At 58.5% G+C, this 19,442-nt stretch carries 21 protein-coding genes and 1 pseudogene; 7 read left to right on the top strand and 15 right to left on the bottom strand.

What is annotated here, in order from left to right; translation table 11 throughout:
* Window positions 1–113: 113 nt before the first annotated feature.
* Window positions 114–1,043 (top strand): DMT family transporter, encoded by a 930-nt coding sequence (locus tag MSNKSG1_RS01605; protein WP_008937485.1) that lies wholly within the window; start codon window positions 114–116, stop codon window positions 1,041–1,043.
* Here MSNKSG1_RS01605 and MSNKSG1_RS01600 read toward each other — a convergent pair.
* The 3 genes from MSNKSG1_RS01600 to MSNKSG1_RS01590 form a co-directional block, all read right to left on the bottom strand.
* Complete coding sequence (locus tag MSNKSG1_RS01600) at window positions 1,025–1,540, bottom strand: phosphate-starvation-inducible PsiE family protein (protein ID WP_008937484.1); 516 nt, start codon at window positions 1,538–1,540, stop codon at window positions 1,025–1,027. The genes MSNKSG1_RS01605 and MSNKSG1_RS01600 overlap by 19 nt on opposite strands.
* A 38-nt stretch (window positions 1,541–1,578) precedes the next feature.
* Complete coding sequence (locus MSNKSG1_RS01595; RefSeq protein ID WP_008937483.1) at window positions 1,579–1,917, bottom strand: zinc ribbon domain-containing protein YjdM; 339 nt, start codon at window positions 1,915–1,917, stop codon at window positions 1,579–1,581.
* 61 nt (window positions 1,918–1,978) lie between these two features.
* Window positions 1,979–2,560 carry a histidine phosphatase family protein gene (locus MSNKSG1_RS01590; RefSeq protein ID WP_008937482.1) on the bottom strand — a complete coding sequence of 194 codons (582 nt, stop codon included), beginning with the start codon at window positions 2,558–2,560 and terminating at the stop codon, window positions 1,979–1,981.
* Between the two features lie 266 nt (window positions 2,561–2,826).
* Here MSNKSG1_RS01590 and MSNKSG1_RS01585 point away from each other — a divergent pair, with 266 nt between their 5' ends.
* On the top strand, window positions 2,827–3,285 hold the full coding sequence (locus MSNKSG1_RS01585; protein WP_008937481.1) for a YaiI/YqxD family protein: 459 nt from the start codon (window positions 2,827–2,829) through the stop codon (window positions 3,283–3,285).
* Between the two features lie 113 nt (window positions 3,286–3,398).
* A complete protein-coding gene (locus MSNKSG1_RS01580) occupies window positions 3,399–4,520 on the top strand; it encodes a PQQ-dependent sugar dehydrogenase (RefSeq protein ID WP_040886545.1) in 1,122 nt (373 codons plus the stop codon).
* A 2-nt stretch (window positions 4,521–4,522) separates the two neighbouring features.
* Here the strand turns inward: MSNKSG1_RS01580 and MSNKSG1_RS01575 are convergent, their stop codons facing one another.
* Window positions 4,523–4,936, bottom strand: coding sequence for a GFA family protein (locus MSNKSG1_RS01575; protein ID WP_008937479.1), 414 nt, complete (start codon window positions 4,934–4,936; stop codon window positions 4,523–4,525).
* Window positions 4,937–5,061: 125 nt separating this feature from the next.
* Here MSNKSG1_RS01575 and dkgB point away from each other — a divergent pair, with 125 nt between their 5' ends.
* Window positions 5,062–5,871: a 2,5-didehydrogluconate reductase DkgB gene (gene dkgB, locus MSNKSG1_RS01570; protein WP_008937478.1), complete on the top strand. Its 810-nt coding sequence runs from the start codon at window positions 5,062–5,064 to the stop codon at window positions 5,869–5,871.
* Here the strand turns inward: dkgB and MSNKSG1_RS01565 are convergent.
* From MSNKSG1_RS01565 to MSNKSG1_RS01550, 4 genes are read right to left on the bottom strand one after another with little or no spacing between them, the layout of a single operon-like run.
* Window positions 5,801–6,463 carry a hypothetical protein gene (locus tag MSNKSG1_RS01565; RefSeq protein WP_008937477.1) on the bottom strand — a complete coding sequence of 221 codons (663 nt, stop codon included), beginning with the start codon at window positions 6,461–6,463 and terminating at the stop codon, window positions 5,801–5,803. The genes dkgB and MSNKSG1_RS01565 overlap by 71 nt on opposite strands.
* A gap of 41 nt (window positions 6,464–6,504) precedes the next feature.
* Window positions 6,505–7,437, bottom strand: a complete 933-nt coding sequence (locus MSNKSG1_RS01560) for an aldo/keto reductase (RefSeq protein ID WP_008937476.1) — start codon at window positions 7,435–7,437, stop codon at window positions 6,505–6,507.
* Window positions 7,438–7,474: 37 nt separating this feature from the next.
* Window positions 7,475–8,245 carry a glutathione S-transferase N-terminal domain-containing protein gene (locus tag MSNKSG1_RS01555; protein WP_008937475.1) on the bottom strand — a complete coding sequence of 257 codons (771 nt, stop codon included), beginning with the start codon at window positions 8,243–8,245 and terminating at the stop codon, window positions 7,475–7,477.
* 32 nt (window positions 8,246–8,277) lie between these two features.
* Window positions 8,278–8,757, bottom strand: a complete 480-nt coding sequence (locus MSNKSG1_RS01550; RefSeq protein ID WP_008937474.1) for a sterol desaturase family protein — start codon at window positions 8,755–8,757, stop codon at window positions 8,278–8,280.
* A 307-nt stretch (window positions 8,758–9,064) separates the two neighbouring features.
* On the opposite strand from MSNKSG1_RS01550, the gene dacB reads away from it, so the two are divergent.
* Window positions 9,065–10,633: a D-alanyl-D-alanine carboxypeptidase/D-alanyl-D-alanine endopeptidase gene (gene dacB / locus MSNKSG1_RS01545; protein ID WP_083870909.1), complete on the top strand. Its 1,569-nt coding sequence runs from the start codon at window positions 9,065–9,067 to the stop codon at window positions 10,631–10,633.
* Between the two features lie 47 nt (window positions 10,634–10,680).
* Here dacB and MSNKSG1_RS01540 read toward each other — a convergent pair whose 3' ends face one another.
* Complete coding sequence (locus MSNKSG1_RS01540; protein WP_008937472.1) at window positions 10,681–12,081, bottom strand: DUF4397 domain-containing protein; 1,401 nt, start codon at window positions 12,079–12,081, stop codon at window positions 10,681–10,683.
* 96 nt (window positions 12,082–12,177) lie between these two features.
* On the opposite strand from MSNKSG1_RS01540, the pseudogene MSNKSG1_RS19360 reads away from it, so the two are divergent.
* A pseudogene (locus tag MSNKSG1_RS19360) lies at window positions 12,178–12,864 on the top strand (DUF6279 family lipoprotein); the annotation flags it as partial.
* 213 nt (window positions 12,865–13,077) lie between these two features.
* Here the strand turns inward: MSNKSG1_RS19360 and MSNKSG1_RS01530 are convergent.
* From MSNKSG1_RS01530 to MSNKSG1_RS01510, 5 genes are all read right to left on the bottom strand, one after another.
* Window positions 13,078–13,848 (bottom strand): SDR family oxidoreductase, encoded by a 771-nt coding sequence (locus tag MSNKSG1_RS01530; protein ID WP_008937470.1) that lies wholly within the window; start codon window positions 13,846–13,848, stop codon window positions 13,078–13,080.
* 17 nt (window positions 13,849–13,865) lie between these two features.
* Window positions 13,866–14,555: a histidine phosphatase family protein gene (locus MSNKSG1_RS01525; RefSeq protein WP_008937469.1), complete on the bottom strand. Its 690-nt coding sequence runs from the start codon at window positions 14,553–14,555 to the stop codon at window positions 13,866–13,868.
* On the bottom strand, window positions 14,555–15,619 hold the full coding sequence (locus MSNKSG1_RS01520; protein WP_008937468.1) for a phosphotransferase family protein: 1,065 nt from the start codon (window positions 15,617–15,619) through the stop codon (window positions 14,555–14,557). Before MSNKSG1_RS01520 ends, MSNKSG1_RS01525 begins: the two co-directional genes overlap by 1 nt.
* Before the next feature lie 30 nt (window positions 15,620–15,649).
* The gene (locus MSNKSG1_RS01515) at window positions 15,650–16,471 is read right to left on the bottom strand and encodes an SDR family oxidoreductase (protein WP_008937467.1); all 822 of its coding nucleotides are present in this window, start codon (window positions 16,469–16,471) and stop codon (window positions 15,650–15,652) included.
* A 358-nt stretch (window positions 16,472–16,829) separates the two neighbouring features.
* The gene (locus tag MSNKSG1_RS01510) at window positions 16,830–18,041 is read right to left on the bottom strand and encodes an acyl-CoA dehydrogenase family protein (RefSeq protein ID WP_008937466.1); all 1,212 of its coding nucleotides are present in this window, start codon (window positions 18,039–18,041) and stop codon (window positions 16,830–16,832) included.
* 143 nt (window positions 18,042–18,184) lie between these two features.
* On the opposite strand from MSNKSG1_RS01510, the gene MSNKSG1_RS01505 reads away from it, so the two are divergent.
* Complete coding sequence (locus MSNKSG1_RS01505) at window positions 18,185–19,078, top strand: LysR family transcriptional regulator (protein ID WP_008937465.1); 894 nt, start codon at window positions 18,185–18,187, stop codon at window positions 19,076–19,078.
* On the opposite strand, the gene MSNKSG1_RS01500 is transcribed toward MSNKSG1_RS01505, so the two are convergent.
* Window positions 19,075–19,431, bottom strand: a complete 357-nt coding sequence (locus MSNKSG1_RS01500) for a hypothetical protein (protein ID WP_040886516.1) — start codon at window positions 19,429–19,431, stop codon at window positions 19,075–19,077. The genes MSNKSG1_RS01505 and MSNKSG1_RS01500 overlap by 4 nt on opposite strands.
* Window positions 19,432–19,442 lie beyond the last annotated feature (11 nt).

Genomic DNA, 19,442 nt, shown 5'->3' with positions numbered 1-19,442 from the left:
GATTGCTTCCAATCCGGAATCAGTATTGTTCGGTTCCATCCGATTATCAATCCATTTCCGTCGTGCACACTTCCGGACAGACTTTTTCGATCAACGCGCCCGGGCAGGTAACCATGACGCTCCCTTTCCCAAGACTCGCCAAATCCCGCCAGACCACACTCTGGTGCTTACTGCTGGCCAACGGTTTCCTGATTGCCTTGATGCTGGCGCTTTCCAGGACGGTGACAGCCCAGGGGATGCCTGCCGTCACATACGCATACTGGCAGACGCTGATCGCCGGGCTGCTCTTACTGGCAAGGACCCGTTCGCTCAGATCAATGATCCGGACGCCTCTGATAATGTATTTCCTGATCAGCGGCCTTGCAGGCATTGCCATACCGAATGTCACAGCCTTCTACCTTGTTACCAGGCTGGGCACCGGATTCACCGGCATCATGTATGCCCTTCCGCCGATATTCACGTTTTTGATGGCGGCAGCCCTGGGACTGGAAAAAAGCAATTGGCGGAGGCTGGCGGGGTTGTCGATTGCGGTGTTGGCCTGTGCGTGGATCATCATCCAACGCCACGCGGAAATGGGCCAATCGCCCGGGCATTGGTACGCGTTGGGCCTGCTGATTCCTGTTGTCCTATCGGTCGGTAATATCTACCGCTCCGTGGCATGGCCCGGCACCACCTCGCCGATGACTCTCGCAGCCGGGACACTTCTTGCCTGCGCCCTGTTACTCGGTGTGTTTGCGCAAATCACGAACACACCGCTCCTGTCAGGGGATTTTAGCCCGCACCTGATGAAAGTGGTTTTACTGCAGGGACTGCTAACCGCACTGGCCTATCTGTGTTCCTTCGAAATCCAGAAACGCGCCACACCGGTTTTCTACAGTCAGCTTGGCACAGTGGCCGCCCTGTTCGGCCTGATTATTGGCATCGTCGGATTCGGGGAACAATACCCGGCCAGCATCTGGCTGGGCGTGCTGGCGGTCGTGATTGGCCTGAGAATCAGTAACAGGGCTCGAGGAAAAGCAGGCCCTCAATCTTCCCACTCCTGAGCGCCATTGCGCTGCCGGAGCAGCCAGTAGCTGATACCGAGGGCCAGTGTGGTCGCCGCAATACCAATCAGGTACATCGGCGTCAGTGTATTGAAATCGAGCACAATGACCTTCCGGGCAATGGCCATCAGTGCGGTAGCAACAACCAGCTGAACCGGAAAAATATTGGTACCCAGGTACAGGCGGATATTGATGAAAATTTCCACAGCAATCAGCACCGCCATGAAAGCGCCAAAGGTGTAGAAAATATCGTTGATGTTCAGCAGAAAGTGCGGAGGCGCCAGCAAACGATCGTAGATGATGTAGATGACATCCCCCACGCCCCAGAGAATCACGGCGACCATCAAAACCGCGAGAACCCGAATCGCAAAGCGGATGATACGATGGAGCCCCCGGAAAAACGGATCGGGGAAATCAATCGGCAGCTCCTGGTGCAACTCGTGCTTGTCATCGGAAGAAGCTGAAGCCGCTGGCTCACCGTCATTCTTCTCTGGCATGCGTCCCTCCCATTGGGCTGCCGATCCTTACGGCCGGATCAGGCCTTTTTGACAAACTCCGATTTCAGCTTCATAGCACCAATCCCATCAATCTTGCAATCAATGTCGTGATCGCCCTCGACCAGGCGAATGTTCTTTACCTTGGTGCCAACCTTCACCACCGAACTGGAGCCCTTTACCTTCAGGTCCTTGATGACAGTGACCGTATCTCCGTCCTGGAGTTCATTGCCATTGGCATCACGAATCACCTTGCCCGCCTCGGCGTCTGCCTGTTCGGCCTCGGACCACTCGTGCCCACACTCGGGACACACCAACTGCACACCGTCTTCATAGGTGTACTCGGAATTGCACTCGGGACAGGGAGGAAGCTGGGACATTATCATTTCCTGTTAATTGGATGAGAACCGGATTATACCAGAAACCCAAGCCCCGGTTCCGCTAACGTCCCGGGGTCACCCGTGCCAGTACCGAAGGCTCATCCGACAATGGCAGTGCCAGAATCACACCCTCATTCGACGACGGATAGATGCCCGCCAGCGCCGTGATATTCACCTGATGCGACACCAGAACCACCGGCAAGCCCGGCCCCAAAGCGTTCACCTGCGCAATCGTCGCCCGGGTCTGGGCCAGTCGGTCTCCACGATTCTGGAAAAAAGAATTCAGTGACGGCATGTCCGAAACGCTCCCCACCTCCATCTCCATGGCCGTATCCCGCGTGCGGCACCACTGGCTGGTATACACCCGCGCCTCCTCGATGCCATGTTCTGCCAGGAACGGCTTCCACGAACGCGCCTGTTCCCGACCGGTTTCGTTCAGATTCCGTTGGGTGCTGCAGTCATTCAATGTGAAATTGGCGGGATCGCCTGTTCCGGGAGCCAGTGCGTGCCGGAGGATGAGTATGGCCTCGCCGTCCCGCAGTGCCTGCCAGGCGACTGCATTACCATCGCTCGCCGCGGCATTCACAGCAACCGCGAAGCCAATAATGCTGAAAGTAAGGCCAAGAACCAGTTTCCTGATCATGATAATGTGCCCCCTCCTTCAGTTTCGGAGTTATCTTGAGGTCTAAGGCGGCTCTGGGGTGAGCCTCCCAAAAATGTTGAAGGCCAGGGATGGCCTGAAACAAGCGCACAGGGATGTGCTTGTAGCGGTTTTTGGGAGGCTCACCCCAGAGCCGCCCTGCTCCGACCATCGCAGGCTACAGAGAAATACGCGGCTGACGACTAACAGGCTCAATCGTAGAATGGTTAAACTCTAGGTAACTGAAACCAAAACTGAAGGAACACCAAATGCCTATCTGGGTCGACGCCGACGCCTGCCCCGTCCCCATCCGGGAAATCCTCTGTCGCGCCGCCACCCGCTGGCAGATCCAGACCACCTTCATCGCCAATCACGCCATCAACCTGCCACCCAGCCCCTACATCAGCCGCCGGCAGGTCCCTCACGGCTTCGACGTCGCCGACAATGAAATCATGGACCAGATGAGCAAAGGGGATCTTGTGATTACCCAGGACATTCCACTGGCCGCCGAAGCCATCGAAAAAGGTGCGGATGTTTTCAACCCCAGAGGTCAGGCCTTCACCAGGGAAAACATCCGACAACGGCTCGCCATGCGCAATTTCATGGAGGAAATGCGCAACGCGGGCCAGGTCACGGGTGGCCCGGCTCCTTTCAGCCAGGGAGACCGCAAGGAATTCGCCGACCAGCTCGACCGCTGGCTACAGCGAAACACCAGGCCCGGCCGGTGACCCGAAGATCCGGAGCTGGCCGAAAATCATCCGGGCGAATGAGCGCGAAACAACCATGAAGGCTTCCGGCTGCTATGCTGATTATCGGGGCAGGTCCCCGGTCGGAGGTTTCCATGAGAACTTTGCGCAAACTGGCACTGTGCGGCGGTGCCCTGATGTTATCTTTCGGGGCGGAAGCCAATCCGTCGTTTTCGTCGGACGAGACGGATTTTCAGCTTGAAACCGTAGCGACAGGCCTGGCTCACCCCTGGAGTCTGGCCTTCCTGCCCAATGGCGACGTACTGGTCACGGAACGTGCCGGCCGGCTTCGGCGGATCCGCGATGGCGTGCTGGATCCGGCATCGCTGACCGGACTGCCGGATCTGGTGGTCTCCGGGCAGGGTGGGCTGCTGGATATCGTGCTACACCCGGAGTTCGCCAGCAATCAGAGCCTGTTCCTGAGTTATGCCCACCGATCCGGGGAAGGCATGACGACACGGGTAGCCCGTGCCAGACTTGGCGATCGTGGCCTGAACGACGTGCAGGTCATTTTCGAAGCCCTGCCCCGCGCCGGTACCTCCCACCACTTCGCCGGGAGAATGGCGTTTGATCGGGAGGGCCTTCTGTATATCGCGGTTGGCGACCGGGGAACCCGGGACCGGGCCCAGGACCTCGCAGACGACGCGGGCGGTGTCCACCGGATTACCATTAACGGCGAACCCGCTCCCGGGAATCCATTCCTGGCTCGCGATGATGCCAGGGCAACCCTGTTCACCTATGGCAACCGCAATATCCAGGGTATGACGATTCACCCTGTCACAGGCGAAATCTGGACCCACGAACATGGCCCGAGGGGTGGCGACGAGATCAATATACTTCGTGCCGGCACCAATTATGGCTGGCCGGAGATCACCTACGGCATCGACTATTCCGGCGTCCCCATCACGCCCTATACCCACAAGGAAGGCATGGCTCAGCCACTGCATTACTGGGTACCTTCCATCGCGCCCTCGGGCATGGCGTTCTATACCGGAAAGTCGTTTCCGCAATGGCAGGGCGATCTTTTCGTGGGAGCGCTCAAAGCGCGCAAGCTGGTCAGACTCGAATTGGCGCAAGGCCGTGTGACCGAAGAAGAGGATCTGCTGACAGAACTCGGGGAGCGCATCCGGGATGTGCGAATGGGGCCGGATGGCGGGCTATGGCTGCTGACCGACTCGCCCAACGGCAAGGTGTATCGGATCCTGCCGGAGGGCTGATGTCAGTGCGGATCGTTGGTTCTGTCCGTCTTCTCGTATTGGGGTATGCTATCGGTGATCTCGAACCAGTCGGACTTGGACGCGACGAATGCATGTTGCGCCGGCGGTTTACCCAGTGGTTCGTTAATCACGCCAACCCGCAACCTCAGAATACCCGGGATAGCGTCGACCCGGCTATACAGCTGGCTGCCACAGCGGGAGCAGAATGCGCGGTATTTGCCAGGGCGTGATTCGAATTCGGTGATCCGTTCCTCGCCGGAGAGAAACCGGAGACGGACGCGCTGGACCGGCGCACTGGCGGAAAAGGCGCTGCCGTGTGCCCGTCGACACTGGCTGCAGTGACACAGAGCAATCGGTCCCAGGGGGCCGTCGTATTCAAAGGTAATATCACCGCACAGGCACTGGCCGGTCAGCATGGGTTCGTACCCCGACTATCTGGATTCATCATGGTTCGACAGGCGCGATGATACCGGGGGGCCCCTTGAAGAACCAGTGCCACACCATCAGTTCAGTACCTACACATTGATTTCAGGAGGAGAGCATGTCGTTTACCACACTTCCGAAAATCGGTATGGGCACGTTCCGACTCAAGGGCAATGATGCCCGGGATGCCGTCAAGAGCGCCCTGTCACTGGGCTATCGCCACATTGATACCGCACAGATGTACGACAACGAGGCGGCCGTGGGTGATGGCATCACCTCCAGCGGAATTCCGCGCCGGGAGATTTTTCTGACCACCAAGATCTGGCACGACAAGCTCCACGCCAGTGATCTGATCAACAGTCTCCAGGGCAGCCTGGACCGCCTCAAAACCGACCACGTGGATCTGGCTCTGATTCACTGGCCTTCGCCGGGCGATGAAGTGCCAATGGAAGAATATCTGGGCGCGTTGAAAGACGCCCAGCGTGAGGGACTCGCGGAGCACATCGGCATCTCCAACTTCACGTGTGCCCAGATGGACGAGGCAAAGCGCATACTGGGCGACACCAGCATCTTCACCAATCAGGTGGAGGTTCACCCGTTCCTCGCCAACCGGAAGGTTGTGGACCACGCCCGGAAACTGGGCATCACGGTGACCGGCTACATGCCCCTGGCGGTCGGCAAGGTCATGGAAGACGAGACCCTGCAACGCATCGCGGAGAACCACAATGCCACCCTGGCCCAGATTGCAATTGCCTGGGTTGCCTCGCGGGGCATTGTGCCAATACCGTCTTCCACGCGTCCGGCCCACCAGAAGGCGAATCTGGACGCACTCGAGATCGAGCTGAGCGACGAAGACATCAAGGCAATCGACGCTCTGGATCGGGGCGAGCGGATCGCAGATCCCGGCTTTGCACCGGACTGGGACTGACCCGTAACGCTACGACGAGAATAACCAGCGCCGCCACCGGAAAACCCAGGAGCCAGTAGGTGCCCAGAGACCAGTATGTGAGGGCACTGAACAGGCTCCAGGCAAGAGGCACCAGCAACAGAAACCAGCGCAGCAGTAGCGGTTGACGGGCAAACAGCAGCACCGTAGCCGCAACCGTTACTCCTGGCGCCATGCCGAACAGCGCCAGCGCCCTGACGTCCCCCGATTGCAGCACAGCCAGCCAGGGCAACACCAGGATGACCAACCATCCGGCAACCGCCAGTGATAAACCCAGCGGAACCGGAAGCGCCCTCCCCCTCAGCATCAGCAGCAGCAATCCCTGGAACACAAAGGCCCAACCAAACCAGGTCGCCGGCGTGTTCACAGGGCCGTAATAGCGCACCATGAACAGGTAACCGCAGCCGATCCATGCGAGGCCCGCCAGCGCCATGGCCATCCGCCTCGGCCATTCGGCGGACTGACGGGCCAGCCACGGCAACAATAGCCCCGCCACCAACCACAATGACTGCCACGGCCAGACCGCTTCGTTGATCCGGATGAACAGCCTGAGCAACACCTCAGGGCCGAACATGACAAAGTCCTGCAGTGAGTAGCTCAGCCAGCTCGCCCCACTCACAATTGCCTCACATACTCGGCCATCATCCTGCGCTGGCCGGCGTCCGGAAGAGTGCCATACATGGCGGCCATGTTTTCCCGCATATGGTCTATTCGCGTCGTTGCGGGAATCGCGCAGGTCACTGCCGGATGAGAGATGATGAATTTCAGGAAAAACGCCGCCCAGGTTTCTATACCGGCCTCACCAGCCCAGTTGGGCAAAGGCTCGGACTGGAAACGTCGAAACAGGGAACCGCCCTGGAATGGCCGGTTCACGATCACCGCAACTCCCCGTTCATGGGCCAGCGGCAAAAGGCGCTTCTCGGCTTCGCGGTCCAGAACGTTGTAGGTAAGCTGCACAAAATCGAGATCTTCCGTCTCGATCACACGGGCGAGTTCGTCGTGGCGCCGACCGTGTGAGGTCGTGATACCCAGATAGCGAACGTCGCCTCTGGCCTTCATGTCTTTCAGCGTAGCCAGATGTTCCTGCCAGGAAAGCAGATTATGGACCTGCAGCAGGTCAAATCGCGGAATTCCCCATCGCCGCGCAGAGCTGGCCGCCTGCTCACGGGTCTCTGAACCATCGCCGGTCCATATCTTGGAAGCGGCGAAAATCCGATCACGCGCATCAAGTGTTTCCAGAGCGGCACCGACAACGTCTGCCGAACTGCCATACATGGGCGAGCAGTCAATGACTGAGCCACCACGCTCCAGGAACGTCTCCAGAACACGCGTGCGCTGGTCGACCAACCGCTGGTCACTACCAACATTGAAAGTAATCCAGGTGCCCATGCCGATGGCGGGAAGATGTTCGCCCGTGGAAGGAATCGGGCGGGCCTGAGGCGCGTCGCCGGGAGCCGCCACCTTTCCCGCCAGCAGCGGGGAAGACACCAGCGCCAGGCTGCCCAGGCCGGCTCCAATCAGGAATCTTCGCCTTGACAACCTAACCATCGTGGTTCCTCCCGCGTGCCTGCGGTTAGTGACAGCGTCAGCTGCCGTATTGTTCCTCCAGGTACTTCAATATACGTGCAGATTCAAACATGGACGTGCCGGTGTTGGGATCTTCCAGGTAGGGAACCTGAACCCGGCCGTGCTGTTGAAAGAAGGCATCCCGCTTGCCGCCCGGTATCGGCCTGTATTGCCCGGGCTTGATACGCTGTTTGGCGGGCCCGATTTCAGTCCAGTGCTCCTTGCCGATGTTGTGCAGCGTGTACGGAATCTCCAGTTCGCAGAGTTTTTCCCGCACCAGCCGAGAGAAAGGGCTCCCCTCGAAGCTCCACAAATGCAGTCCCTGCGTCGGCCGTTTTCCGGGTGTCGCGTGCAGGCCTCGCAACTCACTGGCGGCAGAACCGATCGAACTCAGGGCCGGCTGCCAGACTTTGGCAGCGTAATAGCCCGGCACCGGGCAATGGGCGTACTGACGGAAAAGGTACTCGACGATATCCCCGGACTCGTAAAGGACCGTCCCGGTGTTCTCGTCCACCAACAGCGGAAACTGCTGCTTTCCACCAACAGCCTCGGCTTCCGGCCGGAATACCCGACCATCCTTGGGACACGGCCGGATCTCGACATCCAGGTGTAATGCGGTCAGCACCTCGCGAACCCGGCGACAGTAAGGACAGGCTTCCATGTCATACAGGATGATTGGTTTTTCCGGCTGTTCTGCCGCCGAGACGACCAGGCAACCGCGCCAGGCGGTGAAGGAGGACGTTGCAACCGACTCAAGCACATTGAGGTTGTGCCTTAACGCATTCAGCATAGGGTTTCCTTGTTGGTTGGATCGAATGATATCTATTGTGCCAACAATCTCCGATCATTCATTGGCTCCCGGGTCCCCATGATCTGGTCAAACCAGGGCCTGGTCACGCACCAGTTGGCATTGGGGTTCGGCCCCATGTGGTGATCGTAGTGCCATGGCAGGTTTTCCCGGGCCCAGTCGGGATCCAGATGGGATCGTTTATGCACCCGGTAATAATTCCAGGCACTGTAATACAGGGTTCCCACGAAGAAGGGAGCGACCGGTAAAAGAGGCGTCACAGCGGCGGCGCCGGCAACCAGTGCAGCCACCTCCTTGGTCTGCGCGTTCCAGGTCAGGGGCGGATTCCGGTAGTCTTCGTCAACGAAGCCATTCCTGCGGACATTGCGGTGATGGTCGTGCCAATGGAACGACCAGAAACTGTCCCGATTACGGCCCCGGTTGTGAAGTATATGCTTGTGAAAGACCCATTCCACTGCGTTGGCAGTCAGCAGGCCTATGGGAATACCGATCATGGTGTCCTCCTGTTGTTGTTCTCGACTTGGAGACCTCTACAGGAGACGACGATTCCGTCTGGAATTCCATGACTCAAATGCCGGTACAAACCTCGTCACATTTGCACATCGGGCCATTGAGAGGAACCATCCCGACTTGACCCACCTAACCCACTGTTTTCCAAAGACGACTTACAAGCTGTCACAAAAACCCAATACAAACAACGACCCTACTGGCATTTTTTAACGTCATGTAGAGCTTTTCTGCATAGTAGATTTCGTCGGTATCAGCTATGGTTGAAGGATAAGAACGTAAAGGGCAGGCATCATGGACTCCAGGCTTCCGCGACGCAGGTACAGGCAAACACGTGTGCCGCAATCGATTCGCCGTTTTATCCGATCAACGGGCACTGTCGCTCTGGTTGCCGCATTCGCAACCACGGCCCTGGCGGCACCGGGAAACGATGCCATTCCCACTCGCTTATGGAGCAAGGAAGTACGCGACTACGCGGCCAAATCCCTGCACAGCGACGAGGCCCTGAGCGTCGCCGCCATTCCGCTGAATGGTCCGGGCATCGAGCAGTACGTAAACGCTGACGAACCCAGGAGCCCCGGCTCCATCATGAAGCTGGTCACAACCTATGCTGCGCTCGAAATCCTGGGCCCGACACACCGTTGGGATACCGATTTCTTGACCGATGGCAAGATGGTTGGCGATACCCTGAACGGTAATCTGTATGTCCGCTTCGGTGGCGACCCGAAGCTGACCATTGAGCGGTTGTGGTCCACACTCCACGAACTGCACGATATGGGCATCACCAAAATCGACGGCCACCTGGTACTTGATGGCAGCTACTTCCGTCTGAACGACGACAGCCCTCAATTCGATGACAATGGCGACAACCCCTATGCACCGTTCCTGGTTGAGCCTTCAGCCTATCTCACCAACCTGAACCTTCTGCACTTTCAGGTGCGGGCGGATGAACGGGGTACTCAGGCGTGGAGCACGCCGAGGCTTGAGGATGTTCGCATCGACAACCGCGTCACGTCCGCTCCGGAAGGCCCCTGCCCGGGACGCCACCAGTTCGACTGGACTCCGGTGTTCGGGGATAACATGCAGGTTACCGTTCGTGTGACCGGCAGTTTGCCCAAGGGATGCCGAACCACTACCTATCTGTCGCTGCTGCCCCACGAGCAGTACACCGCGTCCCTGATCCGTTCGGTCCTGGCGGATACGGGCGTCACCATCACCGGCGCCAGCATGACAGGAATGACGCCAGAGGACGCCAGGCTGATCCTCAAAACCAGCTCCCCGGATCTGGTAACGATGGTCCGTGACATCAACAAGTGGAGCAGCAACGTCATGGCACGGCAGATGCTGCTGACCATCGGAGCTGAGAACCGGAAGGACGACGAGCAGGACGATCGCGTAGCCGGCATCCGGGTGATTCACGACTGGCTGGAAAATAAAGGCATCAAGACCCAGGGGCTCGTCATCGATAATGGGGCCGGCCTGAGTCGCCATGGCCGCATCACGGCCCGTCAGGAGGTCCAGATACTCCGGCATGCCTGGAACAGCCGCTACGCTGCCGATCTGATGACCTCCATGCCAATCATCGCCATGGACGGCACCATGGCCCGCCGCCTGAGAAATACCGGCCTGGTTGGCGAGGGCCGCATCAAGACGGGTTTCCTGGAAAATGTCCGCTCCATTGCCGGCTTTGCCCGGGATGAGAACAACACCACCTGGGCTATCGTGGGCATGGTCAATAACGATCCGGCCTGGAACGGTCAGGCGGTCCTGGACCGGGTGCTGTATTCGCTTCATTACCGCCCACCGACTGGCACAGCGATCTCGCAGGCAAGTGCAGACAACGTCAATACAGCCATTCAATGAAAAAGCCCCGGCATTGCCGGGGCCTTGTCGTTCGCGCTCATTCCCCGTTACGGCGCCACAAAGTCATCCAGCAGGGTGACTGTCGCAACGCTGCCCCCGGCGTCATTCTTGCGGGCAACCGCGGTATAGACACCACCGGCATCCAGGGCAAGGCTCGGCGACTTGTACAGCTCGGTCGCGCCATCGTCCGACGTGATAAAGACCACATAGTCACCTTCGGCAACACCCAGGTAACCGGAGTCGGTTCCATAGGCGAAATTGTCCAACACCGGCGTCGAATTCCCGATCAGGGTTGCGCCCGCACCACCTGATGCTGTCGGGACCACGAACACATCAACGCTCGGTGCCTCCACCGCGCCATGGATAACCCGAAGGCGGGCCTCGGTCGCAATTCGACGGTTGTTATCATTGAAGACCAGCGCATCGATTCCGTCAGCCAGCGTGCCGGCCGCAACCACCGTCCTGATATCACCGTTCGCAAAATCCAGGGTGGCATCGATCACCGAGGAGCTGGTTACAGTGGTTGCGGTCACGACAATCCGGTTGTCGCCGGTGCTCAGCGGGACATAGGCGCCGGTGGTTGCAGCGGTCGGCACAGTCTCGCCAAAGGCGATATTGGAGGCGGCGGGAGTGCCGTCGGGATCCTCATTCAGATAGATGTCCACGGCCGGGGTCGGGCTGGCAGAATTATGAACCGCGCGAACGCCAGCATCGGTGTCAGCGTCAAGAATTTCCGTTGTATTACTGCCGTTGACCACCAACAAACTGATCGGAGCAGACCCGAACACGGTGTTATCGACCGCTCCGATCAGCAGGTCGCTGCCGGCAGACAGGGGCAACCTGCCACTGTTGAATACCACGGTCGGCGGATTACCGGGAATGGCAACCCGAACCTGATAATCACCGGCAGGTACTTCAATAGGTCCGACGCTCTCCTTGAAAGAGAAACTGAATGAGGCCTCGGCAGGGAGCGGATCACCGGCCGCGGTCAGATAGACCTCTACCGGCCCCCCGACGGCATCCTGGGCGTCAGGCGACAGGTGCGCAACCCGCAAACGCACGCTGTCTTCGCTGTCGCGGGCCCCATCATCTGTCAGGATCAGAGGTTCTATGGTCTGGTCTCCGACCTTGCCGACTGCAATCACATCGTACCTGATATCAAATCGCAGCGAGGCATCGGTATCAATCACCGTGGTGGTATTGCCACCCGGAAGAATTCCGTCAACCGCGATAGACGTCGTGCCGGCATCCGGTTTCAGAACCGCTGCCTGCTTGTAGTCTGCTCCGGAAACAACCGTGTCACCGTCGACCCCCACGTTCACCGCAGGCGCGTCCGAGGACGCATGGACGACACGAACGCTTGTCTTGGAATTACTGTCCCCACCGAAACAACCGGCCAACAACACACTACTGGCCGCCACTAAAGGCAAAATAAAGTTGGTCTTCATTGTCACTCATCCTCGATCGTAGAGGTTGTAGATCAGGCTATTTGGTTTCATAGTGCATATGTTCACATCCTGAAATATGCACAAAGCTATCTACGGATGAATGAAAAATCCGGATCGAAAAAAACATTTATGAGCCCAACACTCGCTACAGCCAGCCGCTGCCTGCAGGTCGCACTTCTGATCCTGTCGCTGCTCTCCATTGCGGCCTGCAGCTCAACCCGCATGGCCTACCGCTACGCTGACTGGGGAGTAAAATGGTGGGTCGAGGACTATGTGAGCCTGACAGACCGACAGGAACAACAGCTTTCCCGGGATCTCGACGAGTTGCGCCAATGGCACTGCAGCTCTGAACTCCCGCGCTACCAGCGTTGGCTGGACCGAATCATCAGTGACACGCGTTCCGGCGAGCTTGATCAGGCAGGCATTGACGATCACCTGCAGCGACTGTTCGCGTTTCTTCCCGATCTTCTGGCGCAGGCTGAACCGATTGCCAGCAATCTACTGGCCTCGCTCAGTGATGAGCAGGTGGCCGAGTTGAGCCGAAATATGGCGAACAAACACCGGGAAATGGAGGAGACGTATCTTCAGGGCTCTTCGGATGACCAGGCCCGTGCCCGGGCCGAACGGACCATGGAGCGCATTGAAACCTGGCTGGGCCCCCTGAATGCCAGGCAACAGAAACGGGTTCTGGCCTGGTCGGAAAATCGGGGACGCCAGACGGAAATCTGGCTTGAGGGACGACGCAACTGGCAGCTGGCGCTGCTCAGACTGCTGGAAAATCGCGATTCCCCGGATTTTGACAGGCGCGTCCGCTATCTCCTGACGCACCCGGACGAGTTCCGAGGAACCGCTTACCAGACGATGATGCGGGAGAGCCAGTCAGCGATAACCGGGCTCATTCATGACGTGATCAAGGCCGGCGCTCCGTCGCACTTTGCACACCTGGAAGAGAAGGCCACGGAGCTCCGGGGAGACGTTCAGGAACTTACCTGCCGATCAGACCGTCAGGTAACCGCCGTCCACATTGATACAGGCACCGGTGGTGTAACTGGACGCGTTCGAGACCAGGTAAAGCACCGTTCCGGCCATCTCGTCCGGATCCGCCACCCGTTTCATCGGGATATGAGCCATCGCCTGCTTCTTGATCGCATCGTTGGTGGTGAGGGCGCTGGCGAATTTGGTGTCGGTGAGTCCGGGCAGCAAGGCGTTCACGCGCACGTTCTGCTGGCCCAGTTCCATGGCGAAGGACTTGGTCATGGAGATAACCGCCGCCTTGGTCACAGAGTAGATGCCCTGGAAATGGCCGGGATTGACACCGTTAACTGAGGCCACGTTAACAATCGACCCACCGCCATTCTTCTTCATCATCTGGGCACCACGGGCACACATGAAAAAGTAGCCGCGAATATTCACATCGACGGTCTTCTGGTAGGCGGCCACATCGGTATCCTCGATCGGCCCGAAATACGGGTTCGCCGCCGCATTGTTGACCAGGATGTCCAGCTTGCCGTGCTCTTTCCCGATGTGATCCCAGATGGCTTCAATCTGGTCCATCTCGCCAATATGGCAGGCATAGGCCTCGGCACTGCCACCTTCGTCACGAATTCCGGATGCCACTTTTTCGCAACCGTCGATCTTGCGGCTGCTGACGATGACGTGGGCACCGTAATGAGCCAGCGTACGTGCAATACTTTCACCGATACCACGGCTTGCGCCGGTAACCAGCGCCACCTTCCCGGAAAGATCAAACAGGTTCTTGGTCGTCATGGATTCCTCTCAAGGTTTTATCGAAATGTCACCAGGGCGGGGTCTTCCGCTTCCAGGTGGCTGTAATTATTGAATACTGCAAGGCTGCGACGACTGCCGGAGTACAGCAGACGCGAGACGCTGGTGTTGGCGATGACATTGTTCACCGCCAGCGCCTTCTCATCAGACAGCCCCAGTACATGCTGGGCGATAACGGCAATGGGCCCGCCAGAGGTCGAAACCAGCATATCCCCGCCATCGGCGTAGCGGATCAGTTCCTCAAGCGCGGTCACGACACGATGCTGGAACGCATTCCAGGTTTCCGAATATTCGGCGTCGTATTCACCGCCGATCCAGCGCGCCATCGCCTTCTCGAACACCTGCTGGAACGCCCGGGCGGGTTTCGGGAAAGCGGCCATATCGCGGGCCATGACCTGCCGGTCCGCCCACTCGGGTTTCAGGCGTTCAACCACCTGCATATGGTCAAATTCGTTGAGTCCCTCCACCACCTGCATGTCCGGGAGGCTCTGACCGAATCCCGACGCGATGGCTTCGACGGTCTCCCGATGACGCTCCATATCGCCGCCAAACACCGCTGACGGAGTTACTTTGCCCGCCAGCCAGCGCCCCAGCACCTGCCCCTGCTCCCAGCCTCTTGGTGAAAGCTGATCGTAATTGTCCTTGCCAAAGCTCGCCTGTCCGTGCCGGATGAGATACACCGTTGCCATTACAGAGTGCTCTCGCTGATCAGCCGCTGGCACCGCTTTTCCAGATAATTGGCAGCATGGCCGAAGGCCGCAAACCGTTTGTCACTGGTCTGGCCGTGGTAGTAGCGGTAGTAGATTTGCTGAACGATGACAGCCAGCCGGAACAGGCCGTAGATTTCATAGAAATCGAAGTTATCCGCCCTGAAACCCGATCGTTCCATGTAGTAGTCGACCACTTCCTTCCGGGTCAGCATACCGGGGCGATGGGTAGGCTGGCGCCGGAGCATCTGGAAGGGCCCTTCATCGTCGGCCTCGATCCAGTACGCCAGACTGTTGCCCAGATCCATCAGCGGGTCGCCGATGGTGGCCATTTCCCAGTCCAGAACGCCGATCACCTCAAACGGGTTGTCCGGGTTAAGGACCACGTTGTCGAAGCGGAAATCGTTATGGATCACGACCTGGGCAATGTCTTCCGGCATCTTGTCATGGAGCCATCCCATGACTGCCTCGAAATCGCCAACGTCGTCGGTACGCGCCTTCCGGAAGCGGTCACTCCAGCCACCGATCTGACGCTGCACGTAGCCTGCACCCTTGCCGAGCTTGTCGAGCCCAGCGGCATGAGCATCCACACGATGCAGATCCACCAGTTTGTCGATCACGTTCAGACAGAGCTTGCGGGTGTCCGCCTCGCTCAACTCGAAATCCCCGGGGAAGTCCTGCCGAAGAATGATGCCCTTCAATCGCTCCATAACGTAGAAATCGCAGCCCAGAACGTCATGGTCGTCACAGGTTGCAACGATGTTCGGCACATAGGGGTAAACAGGCTTCAGTGCCTGCATCACGCGGGCTTCGCGCAGCATGTCGTGGGCAGACTTGGCAATCTTGCCGAAGGGCGGTCGCCGGAGAACGTAGGAGCGCTCCCCGTAATCCACCTGATACGTCAGGTTGGAAGCCCCGCCCGGGTACTGCTTGATAGAAGGCGAACCCTCAAGGTCGGGAATGGCCTGTTTCATGAAACGGTCTACCGCAGCAACATCCAGCTCCTCACCTTCGCGGATGTCCACGGCCTGATCGATCTGTGTCATTCACTCTCTCCTGTGGTCTGTCAGGGCCAGTCAGGCGTTGGCCTTGCCACCCATCTTGCTCATCCAGCGCTTGCTTTCCTGATGCATCAGCCAGTCAAACGCCCAGGGTGCATGGCGTTTGAGAACCCACATGCGTCGTTCTTTGGCGTGCGGCAGTACCCAGAAGCTCTTGTCTTTCACGCTCCGAAAAATGTCCTCGGCAACGTCGTCGGCGGTGATGCTGGAACGTTTCATGAGTTTGTTGACGTTCTGCTGGATGCCGGGAATATCCGACCGCATGGTACTTGTCAGGTTGGTCTGGAAGAAGGCTGGGCATACGCAGCTGACGTGGATGCCGGAGTCCCTGAGTTCCTGGCTGATGGTTTCGGACAGGGCAATCACACCTGCCTTGGATACGTTGTAGCTGTCCATCAACGGTGCCAGCATCAGGCCGGCCATGGAAGCAATGTTCACGAAGGCACCGGCGCCCTGCTGCTTGAACAGTGGCGTAAAGGCCTTACAGCCACGCACGACGCCCAGCACGTTGATATCCAGAATCCATTCCCAGTCGGCCATGGTGGTATCTTCGATGGAGCCTGCCGACGCCACGCCAGCGTTGTTCACAACCACGTCCACACCGCCCCACTTCTGGGCCAGGTCGTCCCGGACCTTCTCGAAGTCGGTCAGACGGCGTACGTCGCATTCGACAAAATAGCCTTCACCACCGGCGTTGTTGATCTCCTGTTCAACAGCAACGCCCTGCTCCGGGCTGATATCCCCGATACAGACCCGCGCGCCCTCTTTGGCGTAACGCAATGCAATGGCCCGGCCGAGGCCAGAGGCGCCGCCCGTGATAAAAATTCTCTGTGTCATCGTTGTTCCTCTCCATTAAGTTTGGAGTTTGTGTTCTTTTTGATACGGAGTAAGAGCTGCTTCCGGGTTGGCCTGCCAAAACCCGCTCCTTCGGCCATCCATGGGCGCTTGGGCTCCGCCATCCATGGCTCCGCACAGTTTTGGCAGGCCAACCCGGAAGCAACTCCCAGACCCTCCAGTAATCTTTCAGAGAATCCAGCTCCAAGCGTTGGAGGGAGCAGGTGGGCTACGCTTTCTGAAACTGTGCGGAGCCATGGATGGCGGAGCCCAAGCGTCACACGGACGTGCCGAAGGAGCGTGTTTCAGATCCTGTATCCCACCTACTCCCCGGCACCAGACTACCTGCCTGTAACTCGGCTCAGGATTTATACTTCCGAAGCTCCAGCCGAGCCACCATAGCCCGATGAACTTCGTCCGGTCCATCCGCCAGTCGCAACACCCGAGCATAGGCAAACAACTGGGTCAGTGCGAAGTCATCATCGCTGACACCGGCGCCGCCGTGGATCTGGATTGCATCATCGACGATCTTCTGCAACATCGACGGCACCACCGCCTTGATCATCGATACCTCCTGCAAGGCCCCCATAATGCCTTTGGTATCCAGCGCCCAGGCACACTTGAGGGTCAGAAGCCGCGCCTGCTCAATGGCCATCCGGGCATTGGCGATGATGTCCGGGTTGCCGCCCAGCTTGGCGATAGGACGACCAAACGCTTCCCGCGTGGTTGCACGATTGATCAGCAACTCCAGGGTACGCTCGGCGGCGCCAATGGCTCGCATGCAGTGGTGAACACGTCCCGGGCCCAGGCGTCCCTGGGCAATTTCAAACCCTCGGCCAGGGCCTGCGATGAACGCACTCTTGGGGAGCCGGACATTATCGAAGACTACCTCACCGTGACCGTACGGCTCATCGTAGGCCCCAAATACCGGCAGCATCCGTTCGATTTTCACACCCGGGCTGTCCAGCGGCACCAACACCATGGAATGGCGGCGATGTTTGTGGGCATCCGGATCTGTCAGGCCCATGAAGATACCGACCTTGCAATCGGGATGACCGATGCCGGTGCTCCACCATTTGCGCCCGTTCAGGACCACTTCGTCACCGTCAACGACAGCCGTCGCTTCCATGTTCGTCGCGTCGGAGGACGCAACGCCCGGTTCGGTCATGCAGAAAGCCGAGCGGATCTCACCACTGAGCAGTCGGGGAAGCCATTCTGCCTTCTGCTCCTCTGAGCCATAGTGGATCAACACTTCCATATTGCCGGTGTCCGGGGCATTGCAGTTGAAGATTTCCGGGGCAATGAAACTGCGACCGGTTTCTTCAGCAATCAGGGCATAGTCGGAGTTGAGCAGGCCGCATCCGTACTTGTCGTCGGGAAAGAACATGTTCCAGAGGCCCTGGGCCTTCGCCTTTTCTTTCAGTTCCCGGATGATCGGCAGTACTACCCATCGGTCGTCCTGAGCAGCCAGTTCTTTGTGGTACTGCTCTTCGACAGGATAGATCTCCTCCTTCATGAACTGCTTCACACGGTTGAGGTAATCCTGACCCTTGTCGGAAATGTTGAAATCCATTGACTGATCCTCGTTCACTCGGAAATCACCAGCGCGTTCGTTCGCGCGATGATTTCAGTCTAGGGTTGAGCAAACTATTACGCGACTGAATTATTCTTATCCTTTATCATTACGTGGGCTTATTTGGTAAACGGATCTTGATTATGGCTCTGAATCGCCTGGACCTGAATCTTCTGCACGTGTTCGACACCATTTACCGGGAGGGCAGTCTGACCCGTGCGGCAAAGGCATTGCATCTCACCCAACCGGCCGTGAGCCACTCGCTCTCCAGGCTTCGGGAACACTTTAACGACCCGCTGTTCACCCGGCAGGGCAATCAGATGGTGCCCACGCCCCTGGCTCGCCGGTTCCTGGAATCAATGAGGCCGGGGCTGACGCAGATACAAAGCGCCGTGAATCAGTTTCATGCCTTTGATCCTGCCACTCACCGGAAAACCTATTCCCTGGGTTTGCGGGATGTCCTCGAATCGACGTTCCTGCCACGCCTGATGGAAAGACTGAACGGCTATCCCGAACTCGAAATTGTCTCCCAGCGCATTCCCCGTCGGGATATGGAAACCCAACTGGCGGCCGGCAAGCTCGATTTTGCGGTCGATGTGCTGCTGCCGGTCAGTAACCAGACCAGTCATGAACTCCTGCGCCGGGATCGCCTGGTGGTTCTGGCAAGACGGGAGCACCCCCTGATCCAGAATGGCCTCAACATGGCGGATTATCTGGCAGCAAAGCACGTATTGGTGTCGTCGCGCACGGAAGGACCGGGCATCGAGGATTTCGAGCTGTCCCGGCTGGGGGTTCGCCGCAACATCCGCCTCCGGTGTCAGCATTACTTCGCGGCGTGCAGGGTGGTCGAGGACACCAACCTGCTGCTGACCATGCCGGAAACCTACGCCCGTATTATTGCGGAACGGTCTGGTATCGAGATCATGGACCCACCCGCAGACCTGCCTGCACTGGATGTGCATCTCTACTGGCACAAACCCTATGAGAAGGAACCGGCGCTGGTGTGGTTCCGGGATCAGCTCAAGGCGGTGAGTTAGTAGGCTCCGACAGCAACCAGAAAACCGAAGAAGCCGGCGGCAGTTAGGCTCAGGGAGGCGAGTACGATCCCGAAGCCCCACCAGATGGCGGCGGCGTCGGAAATATTCACGCCATGCCCCCGGAGCGTGCGGTAGAACGCCCAGGGGCCAAGCACAAATGCGCCGACCACGACGAATACAAGGCCCACGCTCACACCCGCAAACGTCCATGTGGCCAGAACCGTGGCCCGGTCAGACACCTGATCCGTCACGCCGTGGTGTTCCAGGAATTTCCGACAGAAAAACCAGATCAGCGCGAACAGCGCCACCACAAAGACCAGTGCTCCGATGACTGTAATAATCCGGTATAACACGTGAGGCCCCG

This window comes from Marinobacter santoriniensis NKSG1 (assembly GCF_000347775.1).
Classification (GTDB): Bacteria; Pseudomonadota; Gammaproteobacteria; order Pseudomonadales; family Oleiphilaceae; genus Marinobacter; species Marinobacter santoriniensis.
The sequence above is the reverse complement of the archived record's forward strand: the minus strand, read 5'-3'. Positions and strand labels throughout refer to the sequence as shown.

Excerpts from the sequence above, each read along its gene's own strand:
- MSNKSG1_RS01525 (WP_008937469.1), bottom strand. The coding sequence starts at position 14,555 with ATGGCAACGGTGTATCTCATCCGGCACGGACAGGCGAGCTTTGGCAAG.
- MSNKSG1_RS01595 (WP_008937483.1), bottom strand. The coding sequence starts at position 1,917 with ATGTCCCAGCTTCCTCCCTGTCCCGAGTGCAATTCCGAGTACACCTAT.
- MSNKSG1_RS01605 (WP_008937485.1), top strand. The coding sequence starts at position 114 with ATGACGCTCCCTTTCCCAAGACTCGCCAAATCCCGCCAGACCACACTC.
- MSNKSG1_RS01585 (WP_008937481.1), top strand. The coding sequence starts at position 2,827 with ATGCCTATCTGGGTCGACGCCGACGCCTGCCCCGTCCCCATCCGGGAA.
- MSNKSG1_RS01560 (WP_008937476.1), bottom strand. The coding sequence starts at position 7,437 with ATGGTTAGGTTGTCAAGGCGAAGATTCCTGATTGGAGCCGGCCTGGGC.
- MSNKSG1_RS01550 (WP_008937474.1), bottom strand. The coding sequence starts at position 8,757 with ATGATCGGTATTCCCATAGGCCTGCTGACTGCCAACGCAGTGGAATGG.
- MSNKSG1_RS01580 (WP_040886545.1), top strand. The coding sequence starts at position 3,399 with ATGAGAACTTTGCGCAAACTGGCACTGTGCGGCGGTGCCCTGATGTTA.
- MSNKSG1_RS01510 (WP_008937466.1), bottom strand. The coding sequence starts at position 18,041 with ATGGATTTCAACATTTCCGACAAGGGTCAGGATTACCTCAACCGTGTG.
- MSNKSG1_RS01575 (WP_008937479.1), bottom strand. The coding sequence starts at position 4,936 with ATGCTGACCGGCCAGTGCCTGTGCGGTGATATTACCTTTGAATACGAC.
- dacB (WP_083870909.1), top strand. The coding sequence starts at position 9,065 with ATGGACTCCAGGCTTCCGCGACGCAGGTACAGGCAAACACGTGTGCCG.
- MSNKSG1_RS01530 (WP_008937470.1), bottom strand. The coding sequence starts at position 13,848 with ATGACGACCAAGAACCTGTTTGATCTTTCCGGGAAGGTGGCGCTGGTT.
- MSNKSG1_RS01540 (WP_008937472.1), bottom strand. The coding sequence starts at position 12,081 with ATGAAGACCAACTTTATTTTGCCTTTAGTGGCGGCCAGTAGTGTGTTG.
- MSNKSG1_RS01555 (WP_008937475.1), bottom strand. The coding sequence starts at position 8,245 with ATGCTGAATGCGTTAAGGCACAACCTCAATGTGCTTGAGTCGGTTGCA.
- MSNKSG1_RS01565 (WP_008937477.1), bottom strand. The coding sequence starts at position 6,463 with ATGTTCGGCCCTGAGGTGTTGCTCAGGCTGTTCATCCGGATCAACGAA.
- dkgB (WP_008937478.1), top strand. The coding sequence starts at position 5,062 with ATGTCGTTTACCACACTTCCGAAAATCGGTATGGGCACGTTCCGACTC.
- MSNKSG1_RS01520 (WP_008937468.1), bottom strand. The coding sequence starts at position 15,619 with ATGACACAGATCGATCAGGCCGTGGACATCCGCGAAGGTGAGGAGCTG.
- MSNKSG1_RS01515 (WP_008937467.1), bottom strand. The coding sequence starts at position 16,471 with ATGACACAGAGAATTTTTATCACGGGCGGCGCCTCTGGCCTCGGCCGG.
- MSNKSG1_RS01590 (WP_008937482.1), bottom strand. The coding sequence starts at position 2,560 with ATGATCAGGAAACTGGTTCTTGGCCTTACTTTCAGCATTATTGGCTTC.
- MSNKSG1_RS01600 (WP_008937484.1), bottom strand. The coding sequence starts at position 1,540 with ATGCCAGAGAAGAATGACGGTGAGCCAGCGGCTTCAGCTTCTTCCGAT.
- MSNKSG1_RS01505 (WP_008937465.1), top strand. The coding sequence starts at position 18,185 with ATGGCTCTGAATCGCCTGGACCTGAATCTTCTGCACGTGTTCGACACC.